At 73.7% G+C, this 24,384-nt stretch carries 26 protein-coding genes and 1 pseudogene; 14 read left to right on the top strand and 13 right to left on the bottom strand.

The window, feature by feature from the left end:
* Positions 1–1,037 (top strand): annotated as a pseudogene (locus tag ABD140_RS26180) (hypothetical protein); the annotation flags it as partial.
* A gap of 17 nt (positions 1,038–1,054) precedes the next feature.
* Entirely contained in the window at positions 1,055–2,101 is a 1,047-nt protein-coding gene (locus ABD140_RS26175; protein WP_344243631.1) for a Swt1 family HEPN domain-containing protein, read from the top strand.
* Between the two features lie 4 nt (positions 2,102–2,105).
* On the opposite strand, the gene ABD140_RS26170 is transcribed toward ABD140_RS26175, so the two are convergent.
* From ABD140_RS26170 to ABD140_RS26160, 3 genes are all read right to left on the bottom strand, one after another.
* A complete protein-coding gene (locus ABD140_RS26170; RefSeq protein WP_344243630.1) occupies positions 2,106–3,032 on the bottom strand; it encodes a hypothetical protein in 927 nt (308 codons plus the stop codon).
* Positions 3,033–3,108: 76 nt separating this feature from the next.
* The gene (locus ABD140_RS26165; RefSeq protein WP_344243629.1) at positions 3,109–3,552 is read right to left on the bottom strand and encodes an NUDIX hydrolase; all 444 of its coding nucleotides are present in this window, start codon (positions 3,550–3,552) and stop codon (positions 3,109–3,111) included.
* 48 nt (positions 3,553–3,600) lie between these two features.
* Positions 3,601–5,202 carry an alkaline phosphatase D family protein gene (locus tag ABD140_RS26160; protein ID WP_344243628.1) on the bottom strand — a complete coding sequence of 534 codons (1,602 nt, stop codon included), beginning with the start codon at positions 5,200–5,202 and terminating at the stop codon, positions 3,601–3,603.
* Between the two features lie 151 nt (positions 5,203–5,353).
* Between ABD140_RS26160 and ABD140_RS26155 the strand changes: the two genes are divergently transcribed.
* From ABD140_RS26155 to ABD140_RS26115, 9 genes are all read left to right on the top strand, one after another.
* Positions 5,354–6,127, top strand: coding sequence for a hypothetical protein (locus ABD140_RS26155; RefSeq protein WP_344243627.1), 774 nt, complete (start codon positions 5,354–5,356; stop codon positions 6,125–6,127).
* Positions 6,124–7,215, top strand: coding sequence for a hypothetical protein (locus ABD140_RS26150; protein WP_344243626.1), 1,092 nt, complete (start codon positions 6,124–6,126; stop codon positions 7,213–7,215). The genes ABD140_RS26155 and ABD140_RS26150 overlap by 4 nt, the downstream gene beginning before the upstream one ends.
* Positions 7,212–8,705 carry a hypothetical protein gene (locus ABD140_RS26145; RefSeq protein WP_344243625.1) on the top strand — a complete coding sequence of 498 codons (1,494 nt, stop codon included), beginning with the start codon at positions 7,212–7,214 and terminating at the stop codon, positions 8,703–8,705. Before ABD140_RS26150 ends, ABD140_RS26145 begins: the two co-directional genes overlap by 4 nt.
* Positions 8,692–9,993 (top strand): AAA family ATPase, encoded by a 1,302-nt coding sequence (locus ABD140_RS26140; RefSeq protein ID WP_344243624.1) that lies wholly within the window; start codon positions 8,692–8,694, stop codon positions 9,991–9,993. The genes ABD140_RS26145 and ABD140_RS26140 overlap by 14 nt, the downstream gene beginning before the upstream one ends.
* Before the next feature lie 214 nt (positions 9,994–10,207).
* The gene (locus ABD140_RS26135; protein WP_344243623.1) at positions 10,208–11,119 is read left to right on the top strand and encodes an ABC transporter substrate-binding protein; all 912 of its coding nucleotides are present in this window, start codon (positions 10,208–10,210) and stop codon (positions 11,117–11,119) included.
* Positions 11,120–11,133: 14 nt separating this feature from the next.
* On the top strand, positions 11,134–12,165 hold the full coding sequence (locus ABD140_RS26130) for a FecCD family ABC transporter permease (protein ID WP_425544150.1): 1,032 nt from the start codon (positions 11,134–11,136) through the stop codon (positions 12,163–12,165).
* Positions 12,162–12,923 carry an ABC transporter ATP-binding protein gene (locus ABD140_RS26125; RefSeq protein WP_344243622.1) on the top strand — a complete coding sequence of 254 codons (762 nt, stop codon included), beginning with the start codon at positions 12,162–12,164 and terminating at the stop codon, positions 12,921–12,923. Before ABD140_RS26130 ends, ABD140_RS26125 begins: the two co-directional genes overlap by 4 nt.
* Complete coding sequence (locus ABD140_RS26120) at positions 12,920–13,624, top strand: adenosylcobinamide amidohydrolase (protein WP_344243621.1); 705 nt, start codon at positions 12,920–12,922, stop codon at positions 13,622–13,624. The genes ABD140_RS26125 and ABD140_RS26120 overlap by 4 nt, the downstream gene beginning before the upstream one ends.
* 57 nt (positions 13,625–13,681) lie before the next feature.
* Positions 13,682–14,788 (top strand): coiled-coil domain-containing protein, encoded by a 1,107-nt coding sequence (locus tag ABD140_RS26115; RefSeq protein ID WP_344243620.1) that lies wholly within the window; start codon positions 13,682–13,684, stop codon positions 14,786–14,788.
* Here ABD140_RS26115 and ABD140_RS26110 read toward each other — a convergent pair.
* Positions 14,743–15,354, bottom strand: a complete 612-nt coding sequence (locus ABD140_RS26110; RefSeq protein WP_344243619.1) for a hypothetical protein — start codon at positions 15,352–15,354, stop codon at positions 14,743–14,745. The genes ABD140_RS26115 and ABD140_RS26110 overlap by 46 nt on opposite strands.
* A gap of 103 nt (positions 15,355–15,457) precedes the next feature.
* Positions 15,458–15,670 (bottom strand): DUF2277 domain-containing protein, encoded by a 213-nt coding sequence (locus ABD140_RS26105; RefSeq protein ID WP_344243618.1) that lies wholly within the window; start codon positions 15,668–15,670, stop codon positions 15,458–15,460.
* A 57-nt stretch (positions 15,671–15,727) separates the two neighbouring features.
* Here ABD140_RS26105 and ABD140_RS26100 point away from each other — a divergent pair, with 57 nt between their 5' ends.
* On the top strand, positions 15,728–16,474 hold the full coding sequence (locus tag ABD140_RS26100; RefSeq protein WP_344243617.1) for a GNAT family N-acetyltransferase: 747 nt from the start codon (positions 15,728–15,730) through the stop codon (positions 16,472–16,474).
* Positions 16,475–16,490: 16 nt separating this feature from the next.
* Here the strand turns inward: ABD140_RS26100 and ABD140_RS26095 are convergent, their stop codons facing one another.
* Positions 16,491–17,210: an integrase gene (locus ABD140_RS26095; RefSeq protein ID WP_344243616.1), complete on the bottom strand. Its 720-nt coding sequence runs from the start codon at positions 17,208–17,210 to the stop codon at positions 16,491–16,493.
* A gap of 90 nt (positions 17,211–17,300) precedes the next feature.
* Between ABD140_RS26095 and ABD140_RS26090 the strand changes: the two genes are divergently transcribed.
* The gene (locus ABD140_RS26090; protein ID WP_344243615.1) at positions 17,301–17,630 is read left to right on the top strand and encodes a PLDc N-terminal domain-containing protein; all 330 of its coding nucleotides are present in this window, start codon (positions 17,301–17,303) and stop codon (positions 17,628–17,630) included.
* Between the two features lie 155 nt (positions 17,631–17,785).
* Positions 17,786–18,592 carry an SAM-dependent methyltransferase gene (locus ABD140_RS26085; protein WP_344243614.1) on the top strand — a complete coding sequence of 269 codons (807 nt, stop codon included), beginning with the start codon at positions 17,786–17,788 and terminating at the stop codon, positions 18,590–18,592.
* Here the strand turns inward: ABD140_RS26085 and ABD140_RS26080 are convergent.
* The 7 genes from ABD140_RS26080 to ABD140_RS26050 form a co-directional block, all read right to left on the bottom strand.
* Positions 18,589–19,137, bottom strand: coding sequence for a hypothetical protein (locus tag ABD140_RS26080; protein WP_344243613.1), 549 nt, complete (start codon positions 19,135–19,137; stop codon positions 18,589–18,591). The genes ABD140_RS26085 and ABD140_RS26080 overlap by 4 nt on opposite strands.
* A gap of 64 nt (positions 19,138–19,201) precedes the next feature.
* Positions 19,202–20,167, bottom strand: coding sequence for an efflux RND transporter periplasmic adaptor subunit (locus tag ABD140_RS26075; protein WP_344243612.1), 966 nt, complete (start codon positions 20,165–20,167; stop codon positions 19,202–19,204).
* Between the two features lie 6 nt (positions 20,168–20,173).
* On the bottom strand, positions 20,174–20,572 hold the full coding sequence (locus ABD140_RS26070) for a hypothetical protein (protein WP_344243611.1): 399 nt from the start codon (positions 20,570–20,572) through the stop codon (positions 20,174–20,176).
* A gap of 12 nt (positions 20,573–20,584) precedes the next feature.
* Positions 20,585–21,160 (bottom strand): hypothetical protein, encoded by a 576-nt coding sequence (locus ABD140_RS26065; RefSeq protein ID WP_344243610.1) that lies wholly within the window; start codon positions 21,158–21,160, stop codon positions 20,585–20,587.
* Positions 21,161–21,170: 10 nt separating this feature from the next.
* The gene (locus tag ABD140_RS26060) at positions 21,171–22,439 is read right to left on the bottom strand and encodes an ABC transporter permease (RefSeq protein WP_344243609.1); all 1,269 of its coding nucleotides are present in this window, start codon (positions 22,437–22,439) and stop codon (positions 21,171–21,173) included.
* On the bottom strand, positions 22,436–23,173 hold the full coding sequence (locus ABD140_RS26055; RefSeq protein ID WP_344243608.1) for an ABC transporter ATP-binding protein: 738 nt from the start codon (positions 23,171–23,173) through the stop codon (positions 22,436–22,438). Before ABD140_RS26055 ends, ABD140_RS26060 begins: the two co-directional genes overlap by 4 nt.
* On the bottom strand, positions 23,170–24,306 hold the full coding sequence (locus ABD140_RS26050; protein WP_344243607.1) for an efflux RND transporter periplasmic adaptor subunit: 1,137 nt from the start codon (positions 24,304–24,306) through the stop codon (positions 23,170–23,172). Before ABD140_RS26050 ends, ABD140_RS26055 begins: the two co-directional genes overlap by 4 nt.
* Positions 24,307–24,384: the final 78 nt, after the last annotated feature.

Here is a 24,384-nt window from a genome sequence, read left to right as displayed (position 1 = left end):
GGCCCGCCCCGCCGGGACCGCCGCCGGAGCGCCCGCCGGAGCCCGCGCCCGCCCCCCAGCCCGTGCTGGACCTCGACCTCCTGGCCCAGACCGTCGCCGACCGGGTGGCCGAGCGGCTCGCGGGCCTGGCCGACACCGTGGCCGGGACGGTCGGCGCGGGGCTGCACGACGAGCTGGAGAGCATGCTGGAGCTCATCACCGCCGACCCCCAGGAGCTGGTGCGCCAGATGCGCACCATGAGCAGCCACGTGGCGACCCTGACCCACGAGCTGAAGGAGGCCAGGGAGGGCCGCCGCCACGCCGACTCCCGCCGGGACGAGGCCGAGAGCGAGACCGCCCGTCTGGAGGACGAGGTGGAGCGGCTGCGCCGCCACCAGGCGGGGCTGGAGCGCGACCTGTCGGAGGCCAGCGCGCGGGAGCGGCGGCTGGCCGAGAAGGTGCGGCGGCTGGAGGCCGAGCTGCACGTCCGCGACCGGCGGAACGGGGACTCCGAAGCCGGAACGGGGACCGGGGCCGCGGCGGCCGGGTCCGCGCTCCGCACGCCCGCCTCGCTGGTGGACGCGCTGCACGCGGCCGAGTCGCTCACCCACGTGGTGATCGGCGAGACCATGCACGAGGCGGGCCTGCTCGACCTGGCCTACCCGGGGCTGCGCCGGGTCTGGGCGGGCAAGGCGTGGGACGCGCTGTGCGCGCTCGACGACTACGCCAGGGCGCGTTCGGGCGGCGGGTTCCAGGGCGGCTTCCGCGACTGGTGCCTGGTCGGCGCCGCGGGCCGCCGCGTCATCTCCGCGGCGCTGCTGGCGATGAAGGAGTCCGACTCGGTGTCCGGGCGCGACAAGTTCGCCGCGCCCCGCACCTTCCCGGTGCCGCCCGAGGTCGACCCGTCGGGCAAGGTGTTCATGCCCGCCCACATCAAGCTGCGCAAGACCGGCACCCCGGCGCCGCGCATCCACTTCCACGACGACGCGGGCGGGACCACCGGCAAGGTGTGGGTCGGCTACGTGGGCGACCATCTCCCCAACACCCGGACGAACTGATCGGTTAGGCTGCCCCGGTGTCCGGTAACCAGGAACGCGTCGCGCGCGGGCTCGAACTGGTCGGCCGCGCCCTGGGTCCGTACGTGGACCGCCAGATGGGCAACCGCTACGGCCCCGGCTGGCTGGCCGAACGCGCCGAGCGGGACTCCTCGCGGCTGGGCAGGCCAGTGCGCCACCAGCTCGAGGACACCCGCCTGCTGCTCTCCCTCCTCACCGAGGAGGAGTTCTTCGCCGAGATCATCCCGCCGCCGGGACCCGCCCTGGCCTCGGACGTCATCGCGGTCGGCGACCGGCTGGGGTTCCGCCCCTTCGCCGACGCCGAGGCCGCGCAGGCGCTGCGGCTCATGGCGCAGCTGCTGCGCCTCATCGGCGCCCGCGAGCCGTCCGCCGAGGTCCAGGAGCTCCTGCGTCCGCCCAGGCCCGCCCAGGCCGAGGAGGCGCCGGTCTCGTTCGAGAAGAAGGACCAGCGCGGGTCGGCGCGGCCGCGGGTGGCCTTCGGCCGCAAACCCAAGGCGCCCGCCAGGGCCAAGGCCGCGGCCGGGAAACCCGCCGCACCGAGATGGACCCCCGAGCGGCTGCGCCTGGTCGCACTGGTCGCGGCCGGGCTGGCCCTGTTCGTCATCATCCGCGTGTACGGGCCGGACGACACGCTCACCGACCCGCACGAAGGCGCCCGCGCCCGTCTCAAGGAGGGCGCGGAGCTCGCCTCGCACCGGGGCATCGAGCTTCCCGAGGGCTTCCGCCTCGTGCTGCTCGACGATCCGGAGCATCCCGAGAAGGGCGCCTTCCGGGGCGACCTCTACCTCAAGGCCAACATCCTCACCGCGTCCGACCGCAGGCTGGCGGTGCTGCCCCGCGGCACCAAGGGCTCCTACCGGGCCTGCCTCGACGCCGAGCCCGTCGGCGCGGACCTCGACGCCGACCAGGCGAAGCGGGGCGTAAGCTTCTGCGTCACCACCGACAAGGGCGCGATCGGCCTGTTCACCATCACCGGACGCAGGGAGAGGCCCGAACGCGTGGTGCGGCTCGATCTGACGGTCTGGAAGGGCCCGAAACCCGAGTGACGCGCTAGGCGTCGGGCCAGAAGGCGGCGAAGAGGGCGTCGTTGCGGCCCGCCGACCAGCCGTGGTCGCGCAGGTGGGCCAGGACGTCGTTGACGTGTTCGGCGCAGATGCGCTCACGGCCGGTCTCCCAGTCCCGCTCCAGCGGGCCGAACCTCTCGCGGAACTCCGCGTCGGCCCACGGCCCCCGGACGGTGGGCATGCTCCGCCAGTCGCCGTCGCCGTAGCAGGGGTGCTCGGTGACGTCGAAAGGCTGGTCGTCGGCGGGGCGCACCGCGTTCCACAGGTCCTGGGCGGAGCGCGTGCGCAGGAACTCCTCGTCCACGTCCTCGTGGGCGCGGCAGACGAGCTCGACGTAGTAGTCCAGGCAGCGGCGGCGGTCGTCGACCTCCAGGCCCCACGCGCGGGCCTCGCCGTAGGTGCGGGCGCCGAACGCCGCCTCGATGTGGGCGGTCGCGGCGCTCGCCTCGTCGCGGTACATCACGTACAGGTCCTCGCCGTGGACGCCGAGGACGAGCTCGGTGCCGGAGCCGCCGGATCCGGGAGGCTCCGCCGCGCCGGGCTCCCGGTAGTCGCCCTTGTCGCCCGGGAAGAGGGGAGCCCCGGTGTAGAGGCCCGCGAGCCGCCCGATGCCCTTGGGGAGGTTCATGCGGCGCGGCGGCGGGGAGGACGGCAGCCACGCGCCGGGGGCGCCGCAGCTGTAGAGCATGACGCGGGAGCCGGTGGCGTAGTAGGCGACGCTCCAGCCGCGTTCCAGCCAGGAGTCGACGGTGGACAGGAAGTGCGCGCGGCCGGACGGGCTGTTCAGCCGCGCCTCGCGCCAGGCTTCCAGCGCCAGGTGCCGCGCCCGCGCCGCCGGGAGTTCGCGCACGGGCCCCGGCGGCCGTTCGGGCACGGCCGCCATGGGGTTGCTGAGCTCCGGGACGCCCGGCAAAAACCGCTCCTGATCGGTCGACGGCACTCGACATTCTGTTCTATCTCATGAGCACGCGTCCCGCCAGGGCTCGGCCTCACCCGTCCCGGGCGTCCCGCCACATCCCCAGGGCGACGTCCACCAGGGCGACGCGTTCCAGCGAGGGGACGTCCGCCAGCGGGAACCACTCGGCGCGGTCGGTGGAGTTGTCCACCTCGTGCCGCAGTTCACCGCCGGTGCGCGCCACCTCGTAGAGGATGCGCAGGCTCTGGTGGTCGACGATCTCGCCGTCCCAGTCGCGTTCGGGGATGTGCTGGGAGTGCACGCCCAGCAGCCGCAGGACGCGGCCGGTGTAGCCGGTCTCCTCCGTCAGCTCGCGCAGCGCGCCGTCCACCGGGTCCTCGCCGTGGTTCAGGCCGCCGCCGGGGAGCGTCCACTGGGGGATCCTGCCGCCGATGAACCTGGCGAGCAGGATCCGGTCCTCCTCCACGCAGATCCCGTAGGCCGCCACCCGGAGATTTTTCCTGATCTGCTGCGTCACGCCCCGAGTCTCTCACCCGGGGCGTGCCCGCGTCCGTACCCGTCCCGCTCAGCCCCAGGCGCGTCTGAGCTTCTGCGATCCCGAGGCGCTGGTGAAGGACACCGCCTTGCGCACGGAGGTGCCGGGCTTTCTGCGGTCGGCCAGGAAGTACCAGTCCATCCGCACCTGTTCGCGGCGGACCTCCAGGACGCAGTAGCCGTGGTCGTCGAGGTTCGTCCAGCGCACATGGCGGTTGGTGTTGGCGATGGCCGTCTCGGCCGCCAGGGAGACGGTGCGCGGTTCGACGTCGAGCATGTCGTCGATGTTGGCGCTGGCCACCGAGGGCACCACGAACTCGGTGGCCACGGCCGGCTTCACCGGGTACGTCGCCGCCTCCAACGGCACCTCGTTGGCCCAGCTGGTGTGGATGTCCCCCGTCAGGAACACGGTGTTGGTGATGCCGTTCTCCCGCAGGTGGCCCAGCAGCTCCTCGCGGTCGGCCGCGTAGCCGTCCCACTGGTCGGAGTTGAGCACGATGCCGCCCTTGGGGATGCCCAGGAGCCGGGTGAGCGGGCGGAGCACCTTGGCGGTCACCGCGCCGAGCACCAGGGGGCTGACCATGACCGAGTTGCCCAGCAGCCGCCAGCGGGTCGGGCTCTGCGCGAGGGTCTGCTTGAGCCAGTCCATCTGGGCGCGGCCGGTGAGGGTGCGGGCGGGGTCGTCCACGGCCGGGCCGCTCGCCTGCTCGGAGCGGTAGCTGCGCAGGTCGAGGAGGGTGAGTTCGGCCAGCTGCCCGAAGCGCAGGGAGCGTTGCAGGACACCGTCCTGGCCCCAGCGGATCGGCATCCACTCGTCGTAGGCCTGCCGGGAGGCCGCCTTGCGCGCCGCCCAGGACCCCTCGGTGCCGGGCGTGTGGTTCCCCGCGCCTTCCGCCCAGGCGTTGTTGGCCGACTCGTGGTCGTCCCACACCGTCATCCACGGGCAGCGCGCGTGCAGTGCCTGCAGGTCCGGGTCCGTCTTGTACTGGGCGTGCCGCCGCCGGTAGTCGGCGAGGGCGACGATCTCGTGCGCGGGCAGGTGCAGCCGGACGTTCTTGTCGTCGACGACGGAGGCCGCCGCGTACTCGTAGAGGTAGTCGCCGAGGTGGATGACCCCGGTCAGGTCGTCGCGGGCCGCGAGGTGCCGGTAGGCGCCGAAGAAGCCGGCCTCCCAGTCCGCGCAGGACACGACGCCGAACTTCAGCGATGCGACGTCCGCGCCGGGGGCGGGCGCGGTAGCGGTGCGCCCGACGGGCGAATGGGCGTCCAGATAGGAGAAGCGGTAGTGGTAGCCGGTGTCGGGGCGCAGGCCTTGGACGTCCACCTTGACGGTGTGGTCGCGTTCGGGGCCGGTCGTGAAAACGCCGCTCGCCACCACGGTGGTGAAGCCGGCGTCATCGGCGACCTGCCAGCCGACCTCGACGGCGGGTCCGGTGCCGCTTCCGGGCAGGGATTCGGGGGTCGGCGTCACCCTCGTCCACAGGACGACGGCCTGGGGCAGCGGGTCGCCGGAGGCGACGCCGTGCTGGAAGTGGGGGGTGGGTGCGGCGTGCGCGGCGGCCGGGGCGAGGGCGGCCACCGCGACGCCCGCGCCGCCGAGTTTCAGCGCTTCACGGCGATTCAGCTGGGTCACAAGGTGAAGTTATTTCGACTCGGTCGCGCCGAGAAGGCGACCGGAACGACCGTCATCGGCCGTTCACAAGGTCTTCCATAAAACCGCGCGACACGCCTGTGATTGCTGGAAAACCCTGGAACTCCAGGGAAGATCCGCTACTGTCTGCGCCATGTCCGACTCCCCCGACCAGCTGGAACGGCGCATCGGTGAACTGCGCTCCCGGGTGAGGCGGGCGGTGGCCGACGGAGACCGGTCGCTCGCCCGGGAGCTGCGCGCCGAACTGCGCCGCACCGAGCGGCTCTGGGACACCGCCGTGATGGCACCGTCCGCGCCCGAGCAGGCACGGGTGATCCCGGTGCGCGAGCAGGTGCACCACGCGCTGAACCTGCTGGGAGTGCCCGCCGCGCCCAAGCTCATCCTCGGCGTCCACGAGGCGTTCTTCTCCGGCGAGCTGGCCGCGGGCCAGCTCACCAGCCTGCGGCGGGACGAGGAGCGGTCCTTCCGCTCGGGGCCGCACACCCGCCCGTACTACCTGTGCGCCGCGCTCACCGCCGACCTGCTCGCCCCCGCCCGGGGCCTGCTGGCGCTCAGCACCTGGCCGGCGGCCCGGCGCATGATCGGCCCGCTCAGCCCCCGGGTGGACTTCCTCACCGCCGCGCTGCGCGTCACCGAGCACCTGGAGCAGCTGGACGCCGAGCCGGGCCCGGCCGCGCGCCGGCTGCTGTGGCGGTTCGCCGCCGGGATCCCCCGGGCCACCGGCCCGCGCGGATCCGTCGAGCCCTCCGGGGTGCGCGCCGCCGCGCACGCCGAGCTCGACGTCCACCTGGCCGTCGACGCCGCCTCCCGCGAGGAGGTCGCCGAGCGCGCGGCCGAGCTCGACCCCGCCACCCAGCTCTTCGGCGCCCGCCTGCAGGGCGCACGTGCCCAAGGAATCCGACCATGACTCCGAGTTCCGCGCTCGACACCCGCCTCGACCGCATGCGCGGCGAGGCCCCTCCGCGCAACCACGACGCCCGCAGCATCGCGGCGCTCACCACCAACCCCGGCTGCGCGCGCCGGGCGGTGCTGGACGCCGCCGGCGCCGACAAGGCGGAGATCGCCCGCCACCTGGGCCACGGGATGCCGTTCGGGCAGTCCCAGTTCGCCATCACCCGCGGCAACGCCTTCGAGGCGCTGGTGAAGAACGACGGCTGCGCCCAGCTGTACGGGCTGCTGCGCGACAAGCTGGAGCTGCCCGTCCCCGAGTCGTCCTACGCCGACCTGGAGGAGGTGGGCGGCAACGTCAGCCGCGAGGTGCGCTACACCCGCACCAAGCAGCTGCTCAAGCGCGCCATCGAGGGCGAGGGCACCCTGTTCGACCACCCGCTGCTGCGGCTGGAGGTCGGCGGCCACCTGGTCTACCTGGAGCCCGACGTCATCGCCTTCCGCTTCCAGGGCCTCTTCCACGTGGTGGAGATCAAGTCGTTCCCGGTCGTCGACGGGCGCGCCGACCCCGACCAGGTCGCCGCGGCCGCCCGCCAGTCGGCCGTCTACGTGCTGGCGCTCCAGCGGATGATGGCCGAGCTGGAGCAGCCCGAGAGCCTGGTGGCCGACCGCGTCGTGCTGGTCTGCCCGGAGAACTTCTCCAACCGGCCGACCGCCACCCTGGTGGACGTGCGGCCGCAGCTGGGCGTGATCCGGCGGCAGCTGCGCCGGATGCGCCGCATCGACGAGCTGCTGGACGCGCTGCCCGAGGACCTGTCCTTCGAGCTCGACGAGAACCTGGAGGGCTCGCTCACCCGCGTCCAGGCGCGGTACGCGCCCGCCTGCATGTCCACCTGCGACCTCGCCTTCTTCTGCCGGTCCGAGGCCCGCGCCTGCGGGGCCACCGACGTGCTGGGCCGCCAGCTCGGCGACCAGCTCGGCGGCCTCACCCGGATCGAGGACGCGCTCGCCCTGGCCGACGGCACGCTCACCCCGCCGGAGGGCCTGGAGGAGATCGCCGCGGAGCTGCGGGAGGCCCGCCGGCTGCTGGCGGAGCTGCGCGCATGAGCCTGCTCACCGCGCTCGCCCGGATGGAGGCGCTGCGCAGCGGGCGGGCGGTGCCGCTGGCGACCGTCCGGCACGTCCGGCTGGCCGAGCACCCGGTGGTGCTGGTCCCGCTGCGGCTGGCCGGCGAGGCCGCCGCGCCGCTGGCCGTGATGGCGGGCTCCCACCGGGAGAAGCCGCGGCTGTTCACGGTGCCCCAGCCGCGCAACCGCGACCTGCGCTTCGCCTTCTTCGCCGACCTGGCCGGGGTGGTCATGGAGGCCGTCGCCACCGCCCAGCTCTCGGCCGAGACGCTGGAGATCAAGCGCGGTGAGCGCAAGGGCGAGACCTACCAGCGGTTCCTGGACGCGCCGCAGCTGCTGGTGCCCAACCGCGGCGGCATCGAGTTCCTGCGGCTGACCGGCCGCTCCACCCGCTTCCGCCAGGCCGAGGGCGAGTGGCCGGTGCCCGAGGAGGTGCCGCTGCTGGGCCGCTGGCTGACCTGGTTCGCCGACCGGTCGGACTACCCCGGCTCCAGCGTCCTGTGCGCGATGACCGACCTGTTGTCCCTGCACTGGGCGACGGGGCAGAGCCCGCTGGAGGACGGCAACCTCGCCGCGCAGCTCGGCTGGATCTCCCCGCCCGAGGGGCGCACCGGCCTGGAGGCCGCGCGCGAGGCCGAGGACCCGCTGCTGCAGCCGCCCGCCGGGCCCGCCACCGACCCGTCGTTCGACAACGAGGTGCTGGCGCCGCTCATCGCCGCCTACGACCTGACCGAGGAGGACGGCCCGGCCCGCGCGTTCGCCGCCGAGCGCGTCGCCAAGGCGCTGGCCACCCAGCTGGAGCCGACCTGGGAGCTGATGTGGCGCGGGGTGGAGCTGCTGCGCTCCCTCCCGGTCGCGGCCGGCGTCCCGCAGCGCTTCGAGGGCGACCGGCAGTCCTTCACCACCTTCGAGGAGTCGCTGGCCGAGGGCGCTCCGCAGGCGCGCCGGGACGGGGCGGTCGCCGCCGCGCGGCGGCTGGCCTCGCTGGAGGGCGCCGCCTCCCGGTACGCCGTCCAGCGCGCCCTGGACGATCCGCTGGTGCTGGCCGAGCACCGGCTGACGGGCGAGGCCTTCCTCGGCGAGGTCGTGTGGACCGATCCGGACAACGTCAACTCCAAGGGCCTGCGCCGCCCGCTCGTGCAGATCGCCACCGACGACAGGCTGCGCGTGGAGCCCGGCAAGATCGTGCACAACGCCGCCCGCACCCAGAAGGCCGAGGTGCTGGAGGTGGCCGACGGCGAGGTCCTGCTGCGCATCGAGAACGGCATGGGCAACTCCCGCAAGCCCAACCCCGGCTCGATCCCCGAGCCCGGCGACCGGATGTGCTTCACCACCTTCACCGACGAGTTCCGGCCCTCGGCCAACCTGCCCGAGCCCGAGGAGACCCCCTGGACGCACGGCGGGCCGCCCGAGGCGTACGAGCCGCCGAACGAGACGACCGCCGAGGAGATGAGCCATGAGTCGGCCTGAGCCGCCCGGCGTACGGGCCGACGCGGTCGTCTCGCGGGTGCTGGCCGACCTCACCGGCGGCGAGCACCGCGGCGTCGTGGTGGACTCCCCGCCCGGCGCGGGCAAGTCCACCCTGGTGGTGCGGGCCACGCTGCACCTGACGGACGCCGGCGAGCGGCTGATGATCGTGGCGCAGACCAACGAGCAGGTCGACGACCTCATCGAGCGCCTGTGCGCCAAGGCGCCCGAGCTGGTGATCGGCCGCCTGTCGGCCGGCGACTACCAGCCCAGCGACCGGGTGAAGCTGCCCAACGTGCTCATCAGCGCCAAGTCCGACACGCTGACCGGGGCGCCGGTCGTCATCGCGACCGCCGCCAAGTGGGCGACGGTCGGCGACGGCACCTGGCCGTGGGCGATCGTCGACGAGGCGTACCAGATGCGCTCGGACGCGCTGCTGCGCATCGCCCGCCGGTTCGAGCGCGCGCTGTTCGTGGGCGACCCGGGGCAGCTCGACCCGTTCTCCACCGTGGACGCCGAGCGCTGGGCGGGCCAGTCCTGGGACCCCACCCAGTCGGCGGTGTCGGTGCTGCTGGCGCACAACCGGGAGCTCCCCGTGCACCGGCTGCCGGTGTCGTGGCGGCTGCCCGCGTCGGCGGCGCCGGTCGTGTCCGAGGCGTTCTACCCCTACACCCCCTTCGAGGCCGGCACCGGGCCCGGCGACAGGCTGCTGCACTTCGGCGCCAGGGGCATGGGCGCCCACGACGACGTGCTGGACATCGCGGCGGCCTCCGGGTGGGGGCTGTACGAGCTGCCCGCGCGGCACACCATCAGGACCGACTCCGAGGCCGTGGAGGCGACGGCGGCGCTGGCCGTCCGGGTGCTGCAGCGCGGGGCGGTGGCGGTCTCCGGCGGCGAGGAGTCGCCGGTGACGGCCGAGCGGATCGCGGTCGGCGCGGCCCACCGCGACCAGGTCGCCGCCATCAAGCAGCTGCTGCAGGGCACCGGCATCACGGTGGACACCGCCAACCGGCTGCAGGGCCGCGAGTACGACGTGACGGTCGTGCTGCACCCGCTGTCGGGGCGGCGCGACGCCACCGAGTTCCACCTCCAGGCCGGGCGGCTGTGCGTGCTGGCCTCGCGGCACCGGCACGCCTGCCTCGTGGTGGCGCGGGCGGGCATCCCGGAGCTGTTGGACGCCCACCCCTCGACCGGCCCCGTCCACCTGGGGGTGCCGATCAAGTTCCCGGACGGCTGGGAGGCCAACCAGTCGGTGCTCGCCCATCTGGAGTCCTACAAGGTCACCATCTGACCGTTTTCCGCAGGCTGATACGGTTCTTTCGCGCACGGAGCGAAGTCCGGTGAGATCCCGGCGCTGTCCCGCAACTGTGGTGGCCCCCTTGAGGGGCCGAGCCAGGCCGCCTCCCGCGCGCGTGACGAACCTGCCCTCGGAAGAAGGGTGAGCCGTCCCCTTCCGGGCCTGCTCGCCCGCCCCGGCGGGCGACCCCCTATGGAAGGTTGTGAAGATGCGGCGCATCATCGGCGCGCTCGTGCTCCTGGTCCCGCTGGCCGCGGGATGCGGCGGCCCCGCCGAGAAGACGGACGGCGCGGACCGTCCCGCCACCGGTTCCCGCACCATCGAGGCCGCCAACGGCGAGGTGGTCCTCCCCGCGCCCGCCGAGCGCATCGTCTCGCTCTCCCCCACCGGCACCGAGATGCTGTTCGCGATCGGCGCGGGCGACAAGGTCGTGGCGGCCGACGACTACTCCACCTATCCGGCGGAGGCGCCGCGCACCGAGCTTTCGGCCTACCAGCCGAACACCGAGGCCATCGTCGGGTACAAGCCGGACCTCGTGATCCTGTCCAACGACCAGAACGGCGTCCTGGCCGCCCTGGAGAAGCTGAAGATCCCGGTCCTGCACGAGCCCGCCGCCGAGAAGCTCGACGACTCCTACGACCAGATCGCCGACCTGGGCGCGGCGACCGGGCACGAGAAGCAGGCGGCCGACCTCGTCGCGGACATGAAGAAGCGCATCGACGACGCGGTGAAGGCCGCGCCGGACGCCTCGGGCCTGACCTACTACCACGAGCTCGACACGGGCATGTACACCGTGACGTCCAAGACGTTCGTCGGGCAGGTCTACTCCCTGTTCAAGCTGGAGAACATCGCCGACGCCGCGGACAAGCAGGGCAGCGGCTACCCGCAGCTGTCCGCCGAGGCGCTGCTCAAGGCCGACCCGAAGCTCATCTTCCTGTCGCACCCCAAGGGCAGCGGCGAGTCGGTGGACAGCTCCGCGAAGCGGCCCGGCTGGTCGGGCCTGACCGCGGTGAAGGAAGGCGACGTCTTCCCGCTGGACGACGACATCGCCTCCCGGTGGGGCCCGCGCCTGCCCGAGCTGATCGAGGCCATCTCCGCGGCCGTCAAGCAGGCGGCCTGAGCACGGTGCGGGACCTGCCGGCCGCCGGGATCGCCGTGAAGCCGCGGCCCCGGCGGCTGCGGCCGGTTCCGTTGGCCGCCGCGGCGGCGGCGCTGCTCGCCGCCATGGCGGCGGGCCTCCTGACGGGGGCGGTCCCCCTGCCTCCCGGCGAGGCCCTGCGCGCGGTGTTCGGCCTGGACAGCGGGCTCTCCCCGATGGAGCACACGCTGCTGACCGAGCTGCGGCTGCCGCGCGTGCTGCTGGGCGCCCTGGTCGGCGGGCTGCTGGCGATCGCCGGCGCCGGCTACCAGGGCGTGCTGCGCAACCCGCTGGCCGACCCGTACCTGCTGGGCGCCTCGACCGGGGCGGGGCTCGGCGCGACCCTGGTGATCGTCCACCTGCCCGCGGCCTCCTCCTACGGGATACCGGTGGCGGCGTTCACCGGCGCGCTGGGCGGCGTCGCCCTGGCCTACACGCTGGGCCGGGCGGCGGGACCGGGCACCGGCACCCTGATCCTGGCCGGGGTCGCGGTCTCCTCGCTCCTGGCCGCGGCGCAGACCTTCGTCCAGCAGGCCGGCGTGGACCGGCTGGAGCAGGTCTACTCCTGGCTGCTGGGCGGGCTGTCGGGCTCCTCCTGGCAGGCCCTGACCATGATCCTGCCGTACGCGCTGGTCTCGACGGGGGTGCTGCTGCTGCACGGCCGCCTGCTGGACGTGCTGGCCGTCGGCGACGACGAGGCGGCCGCGCTGGGCGTGGACGCCGCCCGGATCCGGCTGGTGGTCCTGGCCGCGGCGTCGCTGGCGACCGCCTCGGCGGTGGCGGTCAGCGGGCTCATCGGGTTCGTGGGCATCGTGGTGCCGCACGCGGTGCGGCGGCTGGCGGGCGGCTCCTACCGGGTCGTGCTGCCCCTGTCGCTGCTGGCGGGCGGCGCCTTCCTCGTGCTGGCCGACCTGCTGGCCCGCACCCTGCTGGCGCCGGGCGAGCTGCCGCTGGGCGTGCTCACCGCGTTCATCGGCGCCCCCTTCTTCCTCGCCGTCCTGCGCTCCACCCGGGCCAGGGCCTCATGATCGCCGTCTCGGAGCTGGACGTGGTGCGGGGCGGGCGCACCGTGCTGCGCCAGGTCGGCCTCCAGGTCCCAGAGGGCTCGTGGACCGCGGTCATCGGCCCCAACGGGGCGGGCAAGTCCACGCTGCTCCAGGCGCTCGTCGGGCTGCTCCCCCACACCGGGCGGATCCGGCTCGCCGGGCGGGAGGGCCTGACCGGGCGGGAGCGGGCGCGCACCGTCGCCTACGCCCCGCAGAACCCGCTGCTGCCCGAGGACCTGACCGTGCTGGACTACACGCTGCTGGGCCGCTCCCCCTACATCCCCTACCTGGGACGCGAGCGCGCCGCCGACCGGGAGATCGCCGAGCGGGCGCTGCTCCGGCTGGACCTGGCGGACTTCGCCGGGCGGCGGCTGGGCCGCATGTCGGGCGGGGAGCGCCAGCGGGTGGTGCTGGCCCGCGCCCTGGCCCAGCAGGCGCCGGTCCTGCTGCTGGACGAGCCGACCACCGCGCTGGACCTGGGCCACCAGCAGCAGGTGCTGGAGCTGCTGGACGAGCTGCGCCGCACCGAGGGCCTGACCGTCCTGACCACCCTGCACGACCTGGGCACGGCGGCCCAGTACGCCGACACGCTGGTGCTCGTCTCCGGCGGCCGGATCGCCGCCTGCGGGACGCCCGCCGAGGTGCTCACCGCCGACCTGGTCGGCGACCACTTCGGCGCGAAGGTCAGCGTGACGCACGGCGCCGACGGGCGCCCCCGACTCGCCTTGGAGCGGCCATGAGGATCGAGACGGTGTGGCGTCCGGAGGACGGAGCCGAGCTTCCCGCGCTGGTGTGGCGGCCGGGGCCGCGGCGGATGATCTCCTCGGGGATGCTCGGCGGCGGGATCGGCACGGCCGGATGGGTGCTCAACGCCCAGGTGCCGGGCGCCTACGCGCGGATGGACCCGGTGGAGCACCTGCGGGAGCTGGCCGCGCGGTTCGGCCTGGCGGGGCCGGGCGTGGGGCTGCTGACCGCCGCCGAGGTGCGCTCCTTCCAGCAGGGGCACGACGGCGGCGTGTCGGCGACGGCGACCGTCGGGCTGCGGGTGCCGACGTGGGCGGCGTCCCCGGAGGGCAGGCCCGACCCCGTCCTGGCCCCGGCCGTGCCCGAGCGGTTCAGGCCGGGCACCATCAACATCGTCGTGTCCGTTCCCGTCGCGCTGGAGGACGCCGCCCTGGTCAACGCGGTGCTGACCGCGACCGAGGCCAAGACCCAGGCACTGCTGGAGGCCGGGTACGACTGCTCGGGCACCGCCAGCGACGCCGTCTGCGTCGCCGCGGCCGAGCACGCGAGGCCCGAGCCGTTCGCCGGGCCCCGGTCGGTGTGGGGGGCGCGGATCGCGCGGGCCGTGCACGCCGCGGTCCTGGCGGGGTCGCACGACTACACCCGGCGATGGAAGGCGGGACCTTCTTCCCGGGGAAATCTTTCGGAATTGGGTTAGAGTCAAGGCCGAGAGGATCAAGAAGGTCTCAAGAGTGCCTACAGGTCGAGGAGCGCCATGACCATCGCCCTGGTCCTGCTCTGCGTGGCGGTGGGGGCCCTGGAGCTGTACGCCGCCCGCCAGGCCAAGTACCAGACCGAGGCCTTCCTCAGCCGGGTGAAGGAGCTGCACTCGCTGGTCCGCCGGCAGAACCAGACGCTGGAGAGCACGGGCAGGCAGCTGAACGACGAGCTCGGCGAGGTCAGGCAGCGGCTGCCCGGCCTGGACCTGCGGGTGAACCAGCACGGCGGGCGCATCGACGAGCTCGCCGCCCTGCTGCACCGCACCGAGGAGTACATCCGCGCCCAGGCCATCCGGCTGCACGGGCTGGAGAAGCAGCGCGACGCGCTGGCCGAGCTGCGCGGCAGGCTCGCCGACATGGAGAACGCGCCCTTCCCCGTCGCGGTGCCGGCGATCGCGGGCCAGGCCGCGCCCGACTCCCGCGTGGAGGTCGCGCTCACCCGGATCTCCGACCTCGAACTCGACCGCACCCGCATGCTCGGCCTGCAGCGCGACCTCTCCCAGGCGCTGGAGGAGGTCGAGGACGTCGTCACCGAGCTGCTGCAGCACACCTCCGGCGAGCTCGACCGGGCCATCGCCGCCACGCTGGAGCCGGGCGCCGAGCCGGTCACCACGGTGGGCGGCTCGCTCATGTGCGCCGACCCGGCGCTGCGCGACGTGCTCGCCGACGTCTACGAGCGGTGCGTGGCGGGCAGCGGGCTGAGCGTGCGGTTCAAGACCGCCGAGGAGCGCCTCACCCGCTACTACCTGACCGGCCGGGTCCTGGACGAGCTGGGCGGCGGCTACACCGCGCTGCTCATCTCACTGACCATGGACGTGGGCTCGCCGACGCTGCGCCGCAGGCTGCCCGGCGACGAGGCGTCGGTGAAGGCGCTGCTGCGCGCCCTGAACGAGTCGGCGGGCGCGGTGGCGCGGATCGGGCCGCTGGTGGCGGCCCGCACCTCCGACGCCCTGGTGGCCGCGGTGCTCACCCACGCCCAGGCCCTGGAGTTCGACCGCGGCGGCCTCCTCGCCGACCCGGAGGGCACCGCCGAGCGGCTGCGGGGCCTGCCGGTGCATCAGTTCTGGGATCTGACGCCCTGGTCGGGCAGGGCCGCCGGATAGGCCTGGACGCGCACCGCGCCGCCCGTCCCGCCGTCCGCGCCGCGCCGTTCCAGCCCGACCAGCAGCCGCGCCACCGGGCCGCCGGCGGGGTCGAGCTCGACGCCCAGCCCGAAACCGCTCTCGGCGTCCAGGAGCACCACGTCCTGCAGGGAGCGGGCCGCCCGTACGGCGGGGCCCGCGGAGTCGGCGTCCTCGGGGTCGTAGAGGGTCTCGTAGGTCAGCCTGCGGGCGTACCGGACGAGCGATCCGGCGTCCACGACCCGGCTGCCCACCGCGGCGACCGGCCCGGCGATGGCGATGCCGATGACGCCGCCGCCCTCACCGCGCACGAAGATCTCGCGGTCGGGCTCCCGCCGGGGGCGCTCCCTGCGCACCTGCAGCCCGAAGCCCGTGCCGTCGACGTGGACGGGCACCGGGAACGGCGCGGGGCGGGCGGAGACGCGCACCTCGCCGGGGGTCACGGTGTAACCCGGAAGATACAGTTGCAGCCCTTTGACCAGCAGCTTCCACACCGCGCGGCCCGCCAGTTCGGTGCGGAACCACTGTTCTTCCGAAACATGCCCCATGGTCACCATCGTGGATCTCGCACCCTTTGCGCACAAGACTTTCCTCCGCCTCCGGGGAGGCGGAGGTTCCCGACCCCGTTCGCCCGCCGGCCGCGCCGCGCCGTCAGGCCCGGCCGCGCACCCGCAGCTCTGCCAGCAGTTTCGCGGTGGCCCGCGCCACCTCCTCGACCGCCGTGTCGAAGGCTTCGGCGTTGTGCGCGGCGGGGGCGCGGAACCCCGAGATCTTCCTCACATACTGCAGGGCCGCCGCCCGCACGTCCTCTTCGGTGACCTCTTCGGCGTAAGGCGGCCGCAGCGTCCTGATGCTCCTGCACATGCCTCCATCATCGGTCATTGCCGCGCGTCGCGCGGGCCCTGCGTCTACGGTGTGATCGTGATCGAGCTTTCGAGGACCGAGGGGGTCCGTGACTGGTTCCGTCCAGAGGTGCCCGGACCGCTGATCGGGCCGCACGTGCTGCGCACGGGCCACGGCAGGATCCTGGTGGACGATCCGGCCGACCCGGGGACGGTGCTGGTCGAGACGGGGGGCGGCAACTACGACCTGAGCGGCGACCCGGCGGGGCTGGGCCACGCCCTGCTGCCGCACGGCTTCTACCGGACGGACGAGGACTTCGCGCCGCTGCTGGCCGAGCGGTCGGGCCCGGTGTACCGCTGGCCCCGCGTCATCTACGAGCTGGACCGCGCGCCGTGCCCGGTGCCGACGGTCGCCGCGGAGCTGCGCACCCTGACGCCCGCCGACGTGCCCGCGCTCGCGGGGCTCTCCCCGGAGCTGCAGTGGATCACCGAGACGTGGGGCGGGCACGCGGCCGCCGCCGCCTCCGGGCTGGCCGTGGGCGCCTTCACCGGCGGCAGGCTGGTCTCGGTCGCCGTCCCCTTCTACCTCGGCGAGCGCTATGAGGACCTCGGTGTCGTCACCGAGAACGGCCACCGGGGACGCGGCCTGTCGGCCGCCTGCGCCTCGCGGGTCGCCGAGGGAGTGCTGAGCCGGGGACGGCGGCCGTCCTGGTCGACCTCGCCCGACAACCGGGGCAGCCGCAGGGTCGCCGCCAAGCTCGGCTTCCGCTTCGTCCGCGAGGACCAGCTGTACGTGACGGGCGCGCCGCCGCCTCCCGGCGCCTGACCTGCCTTCCGGGGGTTCAGAAGACGCAGAGGGCGGCGGTGGCGTCGTCGTGGCGCTTGTGGCGCGGCCAGCGCCGGCAGTGCGGATCGCCGTCCTCGGTCTCGCGGGTGCGGCGGATGAGCGCGCCGGGGCCCTCGCCCGCGAGCACGGCCATGAGGTCCTGCCAGCCCAGGAGCCGGAAGCGGTCGGCCAGCCGGGTCGCGCCGTCGGTGAGCAGCGCGGCGCGGCGCAGCGCCCCCGCCGGGCGCGCCCCGGTGAGGGCGCGGGAGGCGGCCCTGAGGTCGGCGGCGGCGTACGTCTGCGCGCCCTGCACGGACACGACCTCCAGGCTGTCCCCGGAGTCCAGCAGCAGCGTCGAGTCCGCCAGCACCAGGTGCTCCACCGTGCCGCCGCCCGCGCGCAGCGCCACCACCGTCGCGGCGGGGGTGGCCGGGTGGCCCAGGTCGCAGGTGCGCACGTGCCGCGCGGCCACCGAGTCGATGGCGCGGGCCAGCAGGGGGCGCAGTCCCTCCCCCCGCTCCTCGGGGCGGCCCGGCGGGCTCTCCAGGAGGCGGGTGAGCAGCTCCATGCCGAGGGTGCGCGCGTACCACGCCGTGCCGTGCCGGCAGCCCAGGTCCGTGCCGGGCGGCAGGCTGCAGCCGTCGAGCACCACCACCGCGCCCGCCGCGGCCGCCACGAAATCCTCGTTCGGCCAGTCCCGCCCCGGAACCGCCTCCGTCGCCCAGCTCACCCGCATGCCCATAGCCTCCCACCGTCAAGAGACGCCGCCGCCGGTGCCCGGGTTCGACTACCGTTTCTTCTCTCAGCTTCATGGAAAGGTCCGATCGTGCCGATTCTCTTCGGAGGCTTCAGCCTGCTCCTGGTAGCACTGTGGATCTACTGCATCTTCGATGTGGTGACCACCGACGCCCGGGACTGCCGCAACCTCCCGAAACCCTTCTGGCTGCTCATCGTCCTCGTGCTGCCGGACGTCGGCTCGATCGCCTGGCTCATCGCGGGGCGCCCCCGGGTCGTCGCCCGCGCCGAGCGCCTGCGGCCCGCCGCCCCGACGCCGCCCGACGACGACGAGGAGTTCCTGCGCGGGCTGCGCGAGCGGGTCGAGGAGCAGCGGCGCAGAGCGCGCGAGCAGCAGGACCGGGCGGACGAGCAGGAGTGACCACCCTCTGCCACCCCTGTGCCATTTGTCCGGTAGTTACTGACTTATTGGGCGAGGGGTGTGAGGTTTCCTGTGAAGCCGGTGGTTCGGCCGATGCCCACTGCGTAAGGTGGGCAACCCGGGATCTTCCCCTCCGCCCCAGCGAGGAATCCGCCATGACCGACGAGCACGCCCCGCCCGGCATCGACGCCCGCACCCCCAGCTTCGCGCGGGTCTACGACTACTTCCTCGGCGGCAAGGACAACTTCGCCTCCGACCGCGAGGTCGCCGACCTGGTGATGCAGTTCGTGCCCGAGGCGCCCGTCGTGGCGCAGGGCAACCGCGTCGCCATCGAGCGCGCCGTGCGCCACCTCGCCGCCCAGGGCATCACCCAGTTCGTCGACATCGGCTCGGGGCTCCCCACCTCCAGCAACGTGCACCAGTACGCCACCGAAACCCACCCCGGCGCGAAGGTCGTCTACGTCGACAACGACCCCATCGTGCTGGTGCACGGGCGGGCGCTGCTCACCGAGGACGGCGTCGCCTCCTTCATCCAGGGCGACCTGTACGAGCCGGAGAAGATCTTCACCGACCCGCGCCTCACCCGGCTCATCGACCTCGAGCGGCCGGTCGGGCTCATCCTCGCCGCGATCATCCACCACGTGCCCGACGAGCAGGACCCGCGCGGCACCGTCATGCGCCTGCACGAGTTCCTGGCGCCCGGCAGCCACATCATGCTGACCCACCTGCACGAGACGGGCGACGACCCGCGCGTGGAGGAGGCCAAGAAGGTCCTCCAGTCCGGCCTCGGCGGCTCCTACTTCCGCAAGGCCGAGCAGCTCCTGTCCTTCATGGACGGCCTGACCGTCCTGGAACCCGGCCTCGCCCCCTGCACCGCCTGGCGCCCCGCCGGGCCGACGGGCGAACTGGAGCACCCCCTGCACACCCAGATGGCCGCGATCCTGGGCCGCAAGGACGCCTAAGGCGCGGGCGTCACGGTGATCCGGTCGCCCCGCACGGTCACCGCGGCGCCGGGCTGGATGTCCTCGACCGAGCCCTCCCGGGTGGTGGTCACCCGTGTCCCGTCGCCGACCTTCACCTCGACGGTCCGCCCGTCGGAGGTCCTCACCTCGACGGTCGCGCCGGAGACCTCGCTGACGGTGCCCGTCGTCGCCCGCCCGCCGGGGAAGCGGCCGTCCTGGTCTTGGCCGCCCGGCTGCCGGCCGCCCGGAGACCCGGGAAGACCGCCGCCCTGGTCCTGGCGGCCCGGGGCGCCGGGGAAGCCGCCGCGGGTGGAGGAGCCCGGCCGTCCCGGGGCAGTGGTGGAGGCGTCCCCGCCGTCCCCGCCCCACTGCCGGTCGGCGTGGACGCCGCCGATGAAGCCCGCGACCGCCACCACCCCCGCGCCCAGGCAGAGGGTGACCAGGGGGATCTTCGCCCGGGGCGGGCGGGCGGCGAGCGCCTCCTCCAGAGTGCCCTCGAAGGGGGGTTCGTCCAGCACTTCCCGCGGATTCGTCGGCTCCGGCATGGCAGGCAGCATCCGGCCGCCGTCTGGGGGAATCCTGATCGCCCGGTGAGAGGATGATGAGAGATCAGCCCGCTTTCACCTCGACGGTGACCGGGGCCCCCACCCGCGTCCCGGAGGGGACCTCGCTCAGGGAGACCAGCACCTCGTAGCGCACCACGCTGGTGGACGACGCCTGGAAGCCGCCGCCCGGGCCCGCGGCGGACTCCTCCGAGCCGACGGGCACCGGCGAGACGGAGACGACACGGCCGCTGACCGTCTCACCCAGCGAGTCGAAGGTGACCGAGGCCTTCTGGCCCTTCTTCAGACGGGTGGTGTCGGCCTCGCCGAACTCGGCGCCGACCCGCAGGTGCGCGGTGTCCGTCAGGGTGAGGACGGTGCCGCCGGAGCGGACCTCCTGGTCCACGGTCGCCGACAGCGCGGTGACCGTCCCGGCGAACGGGGCGAGGATCCTGGTGCCGGCGACCTCCCGCTGCGCCCTGGTGTAGGCGTTCCTCGCCTCCACCATCGAGGCGTAGGCCCGGGCCACGGTCTGGACGGCGCCGCCCTGGCCGTTCTGGCCGTTCTGGCCGTTCTGATCGGGCTGACCGTTCTGATCGTTTTGGCCCGTGCCCTTGGTGTCCCCGGTCTGCGCCGTGTCCGCCGTCGTGGAACCGCCCTCCTTGACCTCCTTGTAGCTCTTCTGCGCCGCGACGTAGGCGCTGTAGGCGGCGTCGAGGTTCTCCTCGGCGGTGGTGGGGTCGACGGTCCCCAGCAGGTCGCCCTTGGCGACCTTGCTCCCCGCCTTCACCTTCAGCGCGGTGACGACGCCGCCCGTGGCGAAACCGAGGTCGCGCACCCGGGAGCTCCGCACCGTCCCCGACGCCGACACGCCGTCGTCGGAGGAGACCGGCACGGCCGCGGCCGGGGCGCTCGGGGCGGGCGCCGGGGCGGGGTCCGAGCCGCCGCCGGAGAAGGCCGCCAGGCCCCCTCCGACGAGCACCACGCCCATCACCCCGCCCGCGAGGGCGGTCTTCTTCCTGGTGAGCTTCATCGTCCCTCAGCCGTCGCTCGGCTGCTGTCCGCCGTCGCCCGGCGCTCCCGGGCCGCCCTGGCCGCCTTCGGGGGCCTCGGGCCGCAGCGAGGCGCAGGCCTGCATGGCGGCCCGCATCTCCGTGGACATGCCGGGCCCGCCGGACGGGCGGCCCGTGGGAGCACCCGACGGGCGGTCGGTCGGCGTGCCGGACGGGCGGTCGGTGGGGGCGCCGGACGGGCGGCCGCCGCCCCTGCCGCCCTCGGGCATCGACACGCCGTGCTCCTTCAGGCAGTCCTGGAAGGCCGACATGCCGGTGTCGGTGGTGCCGCCGTCGCCGGACCCGGCGTCCCCGCCGCAGGCGGAGGCGAGCAGCAGGGCCCCGGCCATGGCGAGGCCGGCGGACAGACGCATGATCTTGCTCATGTGGGGGTCTCCTCAGTTTCCGTTCCGGGGGCGCATACCGCCGAAGCCGCCCGTGTCACTGCCTTCGGTCACGCTGGAGGCGGTCACCGTGCCGTCCTCGGCGGTCTCGCCCCGCACCACGACGCTCGTTCCGGACTTCAGGTCCTTGAGCGAGCCCTTCTCGCTCACCGTGATCTCGGTGTCGCCGCCGGTCCTGACCCGCACCGTCCTGCCGTCCGAGGTCTTCAGCCGGATGACCCCGTCCGCGACCTCGGTGACCGTCCCGGAGGTGAGCCCGCCGGACGAGCCGTTCCCCGGGCCGCTCCCCTGCGGGAAGCCGCCCTGGCTCCGGCCGTTCCGGTCCGAGCCGGGAGAGGCGGGCCCGGCGGAGGCCGATTCCCGGTCGCCCCAGGTCTTGTGCGCCTGGACACCGCCGATGAATCCCGCGACGGCGACCAGGCCGGCGACGAGGAGTACCGTCGGGCCGGGCAGCCTGCCGCGCTCGGGCGCCTTTGCCAGCCGGGCGGACAGGTCGCCCTCGAAGGGGTCGCCGTCGAGCACGGTCTCCGCCGGGTCGTTGCGGTGCCGTGCCTTCTTCGTCGTGTTCATGAGGTGTCTCTCACTGGTGTCGCAGGGCTTCGATGGGCCGCAGGCCGGCAGCCCGGTTCGCGGGGTAGCTGCCGAAGAACAGGCCGATGGCCACCGACACGCCGAGGGCCAGGAAGACCGAGGACGGCACGACCACCGGTCGCACCCCGGCGATCTCGAACCGGCTGCCCGCCAGGCCGACGGCGACGCCGAGGACCCCGCCGAGCAGCGACAGGATCGTCGCCTCGGCGACGAACTGGCCGAGGATCGCGCTCTTGGGCGCGCCGATCGCCTTGCGGATGCCGATCTCCCGGGTCCGCTCGGTCACCGTGACGAGCATGATGTTGGTGACGCCGATCCCGCCGACCAGCAGGCTGATCGCGGCGACCGCGCCCAGCAGCACGGTGAAGGTCCGGTTGGAGTCGGCCACTGCGGATTGGACCGTCGCCTGGTTGTAGACGGTGAAGTCCGCGGTCGATCCGGTGATCCCGTGCCGCTGGTTGAGGATCGCGGTGATCTCCGCCTGGGCGGCGTCGACGGCGTCGGCGCTCTTGGCCTGCACGACGATCTGGCTGAGCGAGCCGTAGCTGGTCAGCGTGCCCTGCACGGCCGTGATCGGGGCGATCGCGATGTCGTCGGCGTCCTGGAAGCTGCTGGAGGACGAGCCAGACGCCGCCAGCACCCCCACGACGGTGAAGTAGGTGCCGTCCACGTTGATCTTCTTGTTCAGCGGGCTGACCCGGCCGAAGAGCTCCTCGGCGACGGTCTGGCCGATGACCACGACCTTGGCCGCGGCGTCGACGTCCGCCTTGTCGAACAGGGTGCCGGCGGCCACCGACTTGCTGGAGGCCTTGAAGTAGCCGGGGTAGGTGCCGACGAACTGGCTGATGTCGTGGCTGGTGCCCTCGTAGGTGGTGGTCGCCGAGTTGGCGTTCACCACCGGGGAGGCGCTCTCGACGTTCGGCGCGTTCTGCGGGTCAACCAGCGCCTCGGCGTCCTGGAGGGTCAGCTGCTCGGCCTGGGTGCGCGGCCCGGTGCCGGTGGACTGTCCGCCGCCCCGGCCCGGCATGCCGCCGCCCCCGCCGCCCCCGCGTCCGGTGGTGGACGAGGAGACCGTGAGGGTGCCGGCGCCGAGTGAGGAGATGCTGTTCGCGATCTGCAGGGAGGAGCCGTTGCCGACCGCGACCAGCAGGATCACCGCCGCCACGCCGATGAGGATGCCCAGGGTGGTCAGCGCGCTGCGCAGTTTGTTGGCGCTCAGCCCCCGCAGGGCGAAGCGGAGGACCTCGTAGAACCTCACCGGACGCCTCCGGTCTCCAGGATCCGCGGCGGCGGGCCCTCGACCGGCGCCTGCCTGCGGTCCTCGACGATGTCGCCGTCGACCAGCTCGAGCACCCGCTTGGCCCGGGCGGCGACCTCGTCCTCGTGCGTGATCAGCACGATGGTGCGGCCCGACGCCGACAGCCCGTCCAGGATGTCGAGCACGTCGCGGGTGGACTCGGTGTCGAGGTTGCCGGTCGGCTCGTCGGCCAGCAGCAGCGACGGGGAGGTGGCCAGCGCCCGCGCCAGCGCCACCCGCTGCTGCTGGCCGCCGGACAGCTCGTCGGGCTCGTGGCCGCCCCGGTCGGACAGGCCCACCAGCTCCAGCGCCGCCAGCGCGCGCCGCCGCCGGTCGGCGGGCCTGACGCCGCCGTAGGCGAGCGGGAGCTCGACGTTGGCCAGCGCGCTCATCCGGGGGATGAGGTTGAAGCTCTGGAAGACGAAGCCGATCCTGCGGTTGCGCAGGATCGACAGCTGGTACTCGGAGAGCACGCCCACGTCGGTGCCGTCCAGCAGGTAGCGGCCGGCGGTCGGGACGTCCAGGCAGCCCAGGATGTTCATCAGGGTGGACTTGCCGGAGCCCGACCTGCCCATGATCGCGACGTAGTCGCCGCGGTCGACCCGCAGGGTGACGCCCCGCAGCGCGTGGACGGTCGCCTCGCCGTCGCCGTAGACCTTCGTGACGGCGCGCACGTCCAGGACGGGGGCGCTCATCGTCCGCCTCCCGGGAAACCGCCCATGTTGCCGCCGCCGGGAGGGCCGCCGCCCATGTTGCCGCCGCCGCCGGGGAAACCGCCGTTGCCGGAGGTGGTGCTGCCGGAGATGGTGGTCAGCTGGACCTGGTCGCCCTCTTCGAGCCCGGACTTGATCTCGACGCCGGAGTCGCCGGTGATCCCCGTGGTGACCGTCCTGACGACCGGCTTGCCGTTCTCCAGGACGGTGACGGTGCTCTGCCCGCCCGCGGTGCTCACCGCGGCCGACGGCACGTACAGGACGTCCTCGGCGCGGGAGACCTCGACGGTGACCGTGGAGGTCTGGCCGATCCGCACCTTGGCGGGCTTGTCGGTCAGCGTGATGACGACGCCGAAGGAGACCACGTTGTTGGTGGTGGTCGGCTCGGTGGAGATCTGGGTGACCTTGCCGTTCGCGGTGACGCCGCTGAGCGCGTTGAAGGTGACCGTGGCGCTCTGGCCGACCTTCAGTTTGGTGGTGTCGGACTCGGTGAAGGCGCCCTCGACCTTCATCTTGGACGGGTTGGCGATCTCGATGAAGCCGCTGGAGCCAGTGGTCGTGCCGGAGGAATTGCCCGCGGTGGACGACCCCGTGCTGGAGGAGGAGCCGGCGGACTCGCCCACGGAGCCGTTGACCGCGGTGACCGTCCCGGCGAAGGGCGCGTAGATGACGGTGCCGTCCAGGGCGCGCTGCGCGCTCTTCACGGCGTTCTGCGCCTGCACGTAACCGGCGTAGCCCTGTGCGCTGTCGGTGTCTTCCTCCGCGGCGGCCGCCAGGTTCGCCCGGGCCGCCTCGAGGTCCTCGCGCGCCTCGGTCTGGTCGAGGACCGCCAGCCTGGCGCCCTTCTCGACCTCGTCCCCGACCGCGACGTAGATCTTCTTCACGGTGCCCGAACCGCCGAAGCCCAGCGCGCTGCTCTTGGCGCTCTCCACCGAGCCCGAGGCCGAGACCGACTCGACGAGGCTCCCCCGGGACACGGTGGTCGTCCGGCCGGACGTGGTGGGTTCTTCCCCATCTCCGCCGAGCGAGAGATAGGCGACGCCGACGCCTCCGGCCAGCAGCACGCCCAGCGTGCCGTTGACCACGACGCCCCGGCGTTCGAGGAGGGATTTCATGACGCGGAAGCCTGCCGCGCTCTTCTGGGGCGAGGGTGATGCGAGCGTGAGAGCCGGATGAGAGCGGCGGGGCCTCGC

Source organism: Actinocorallia libanotica, assembly GCF_039525175.1.
Classification (GTDB): domain Bacteria; phylum Actinomycetota; class Actinomycetes; order Streptosporangiales; family Streptosporangiaceae; genus Actinocorallia; species Actinocorallia libanotica.
Note: the sequence above shows the minus strand (reverse complement) of the source record. Positions and strands in the feature narration are given on the sequence as shown.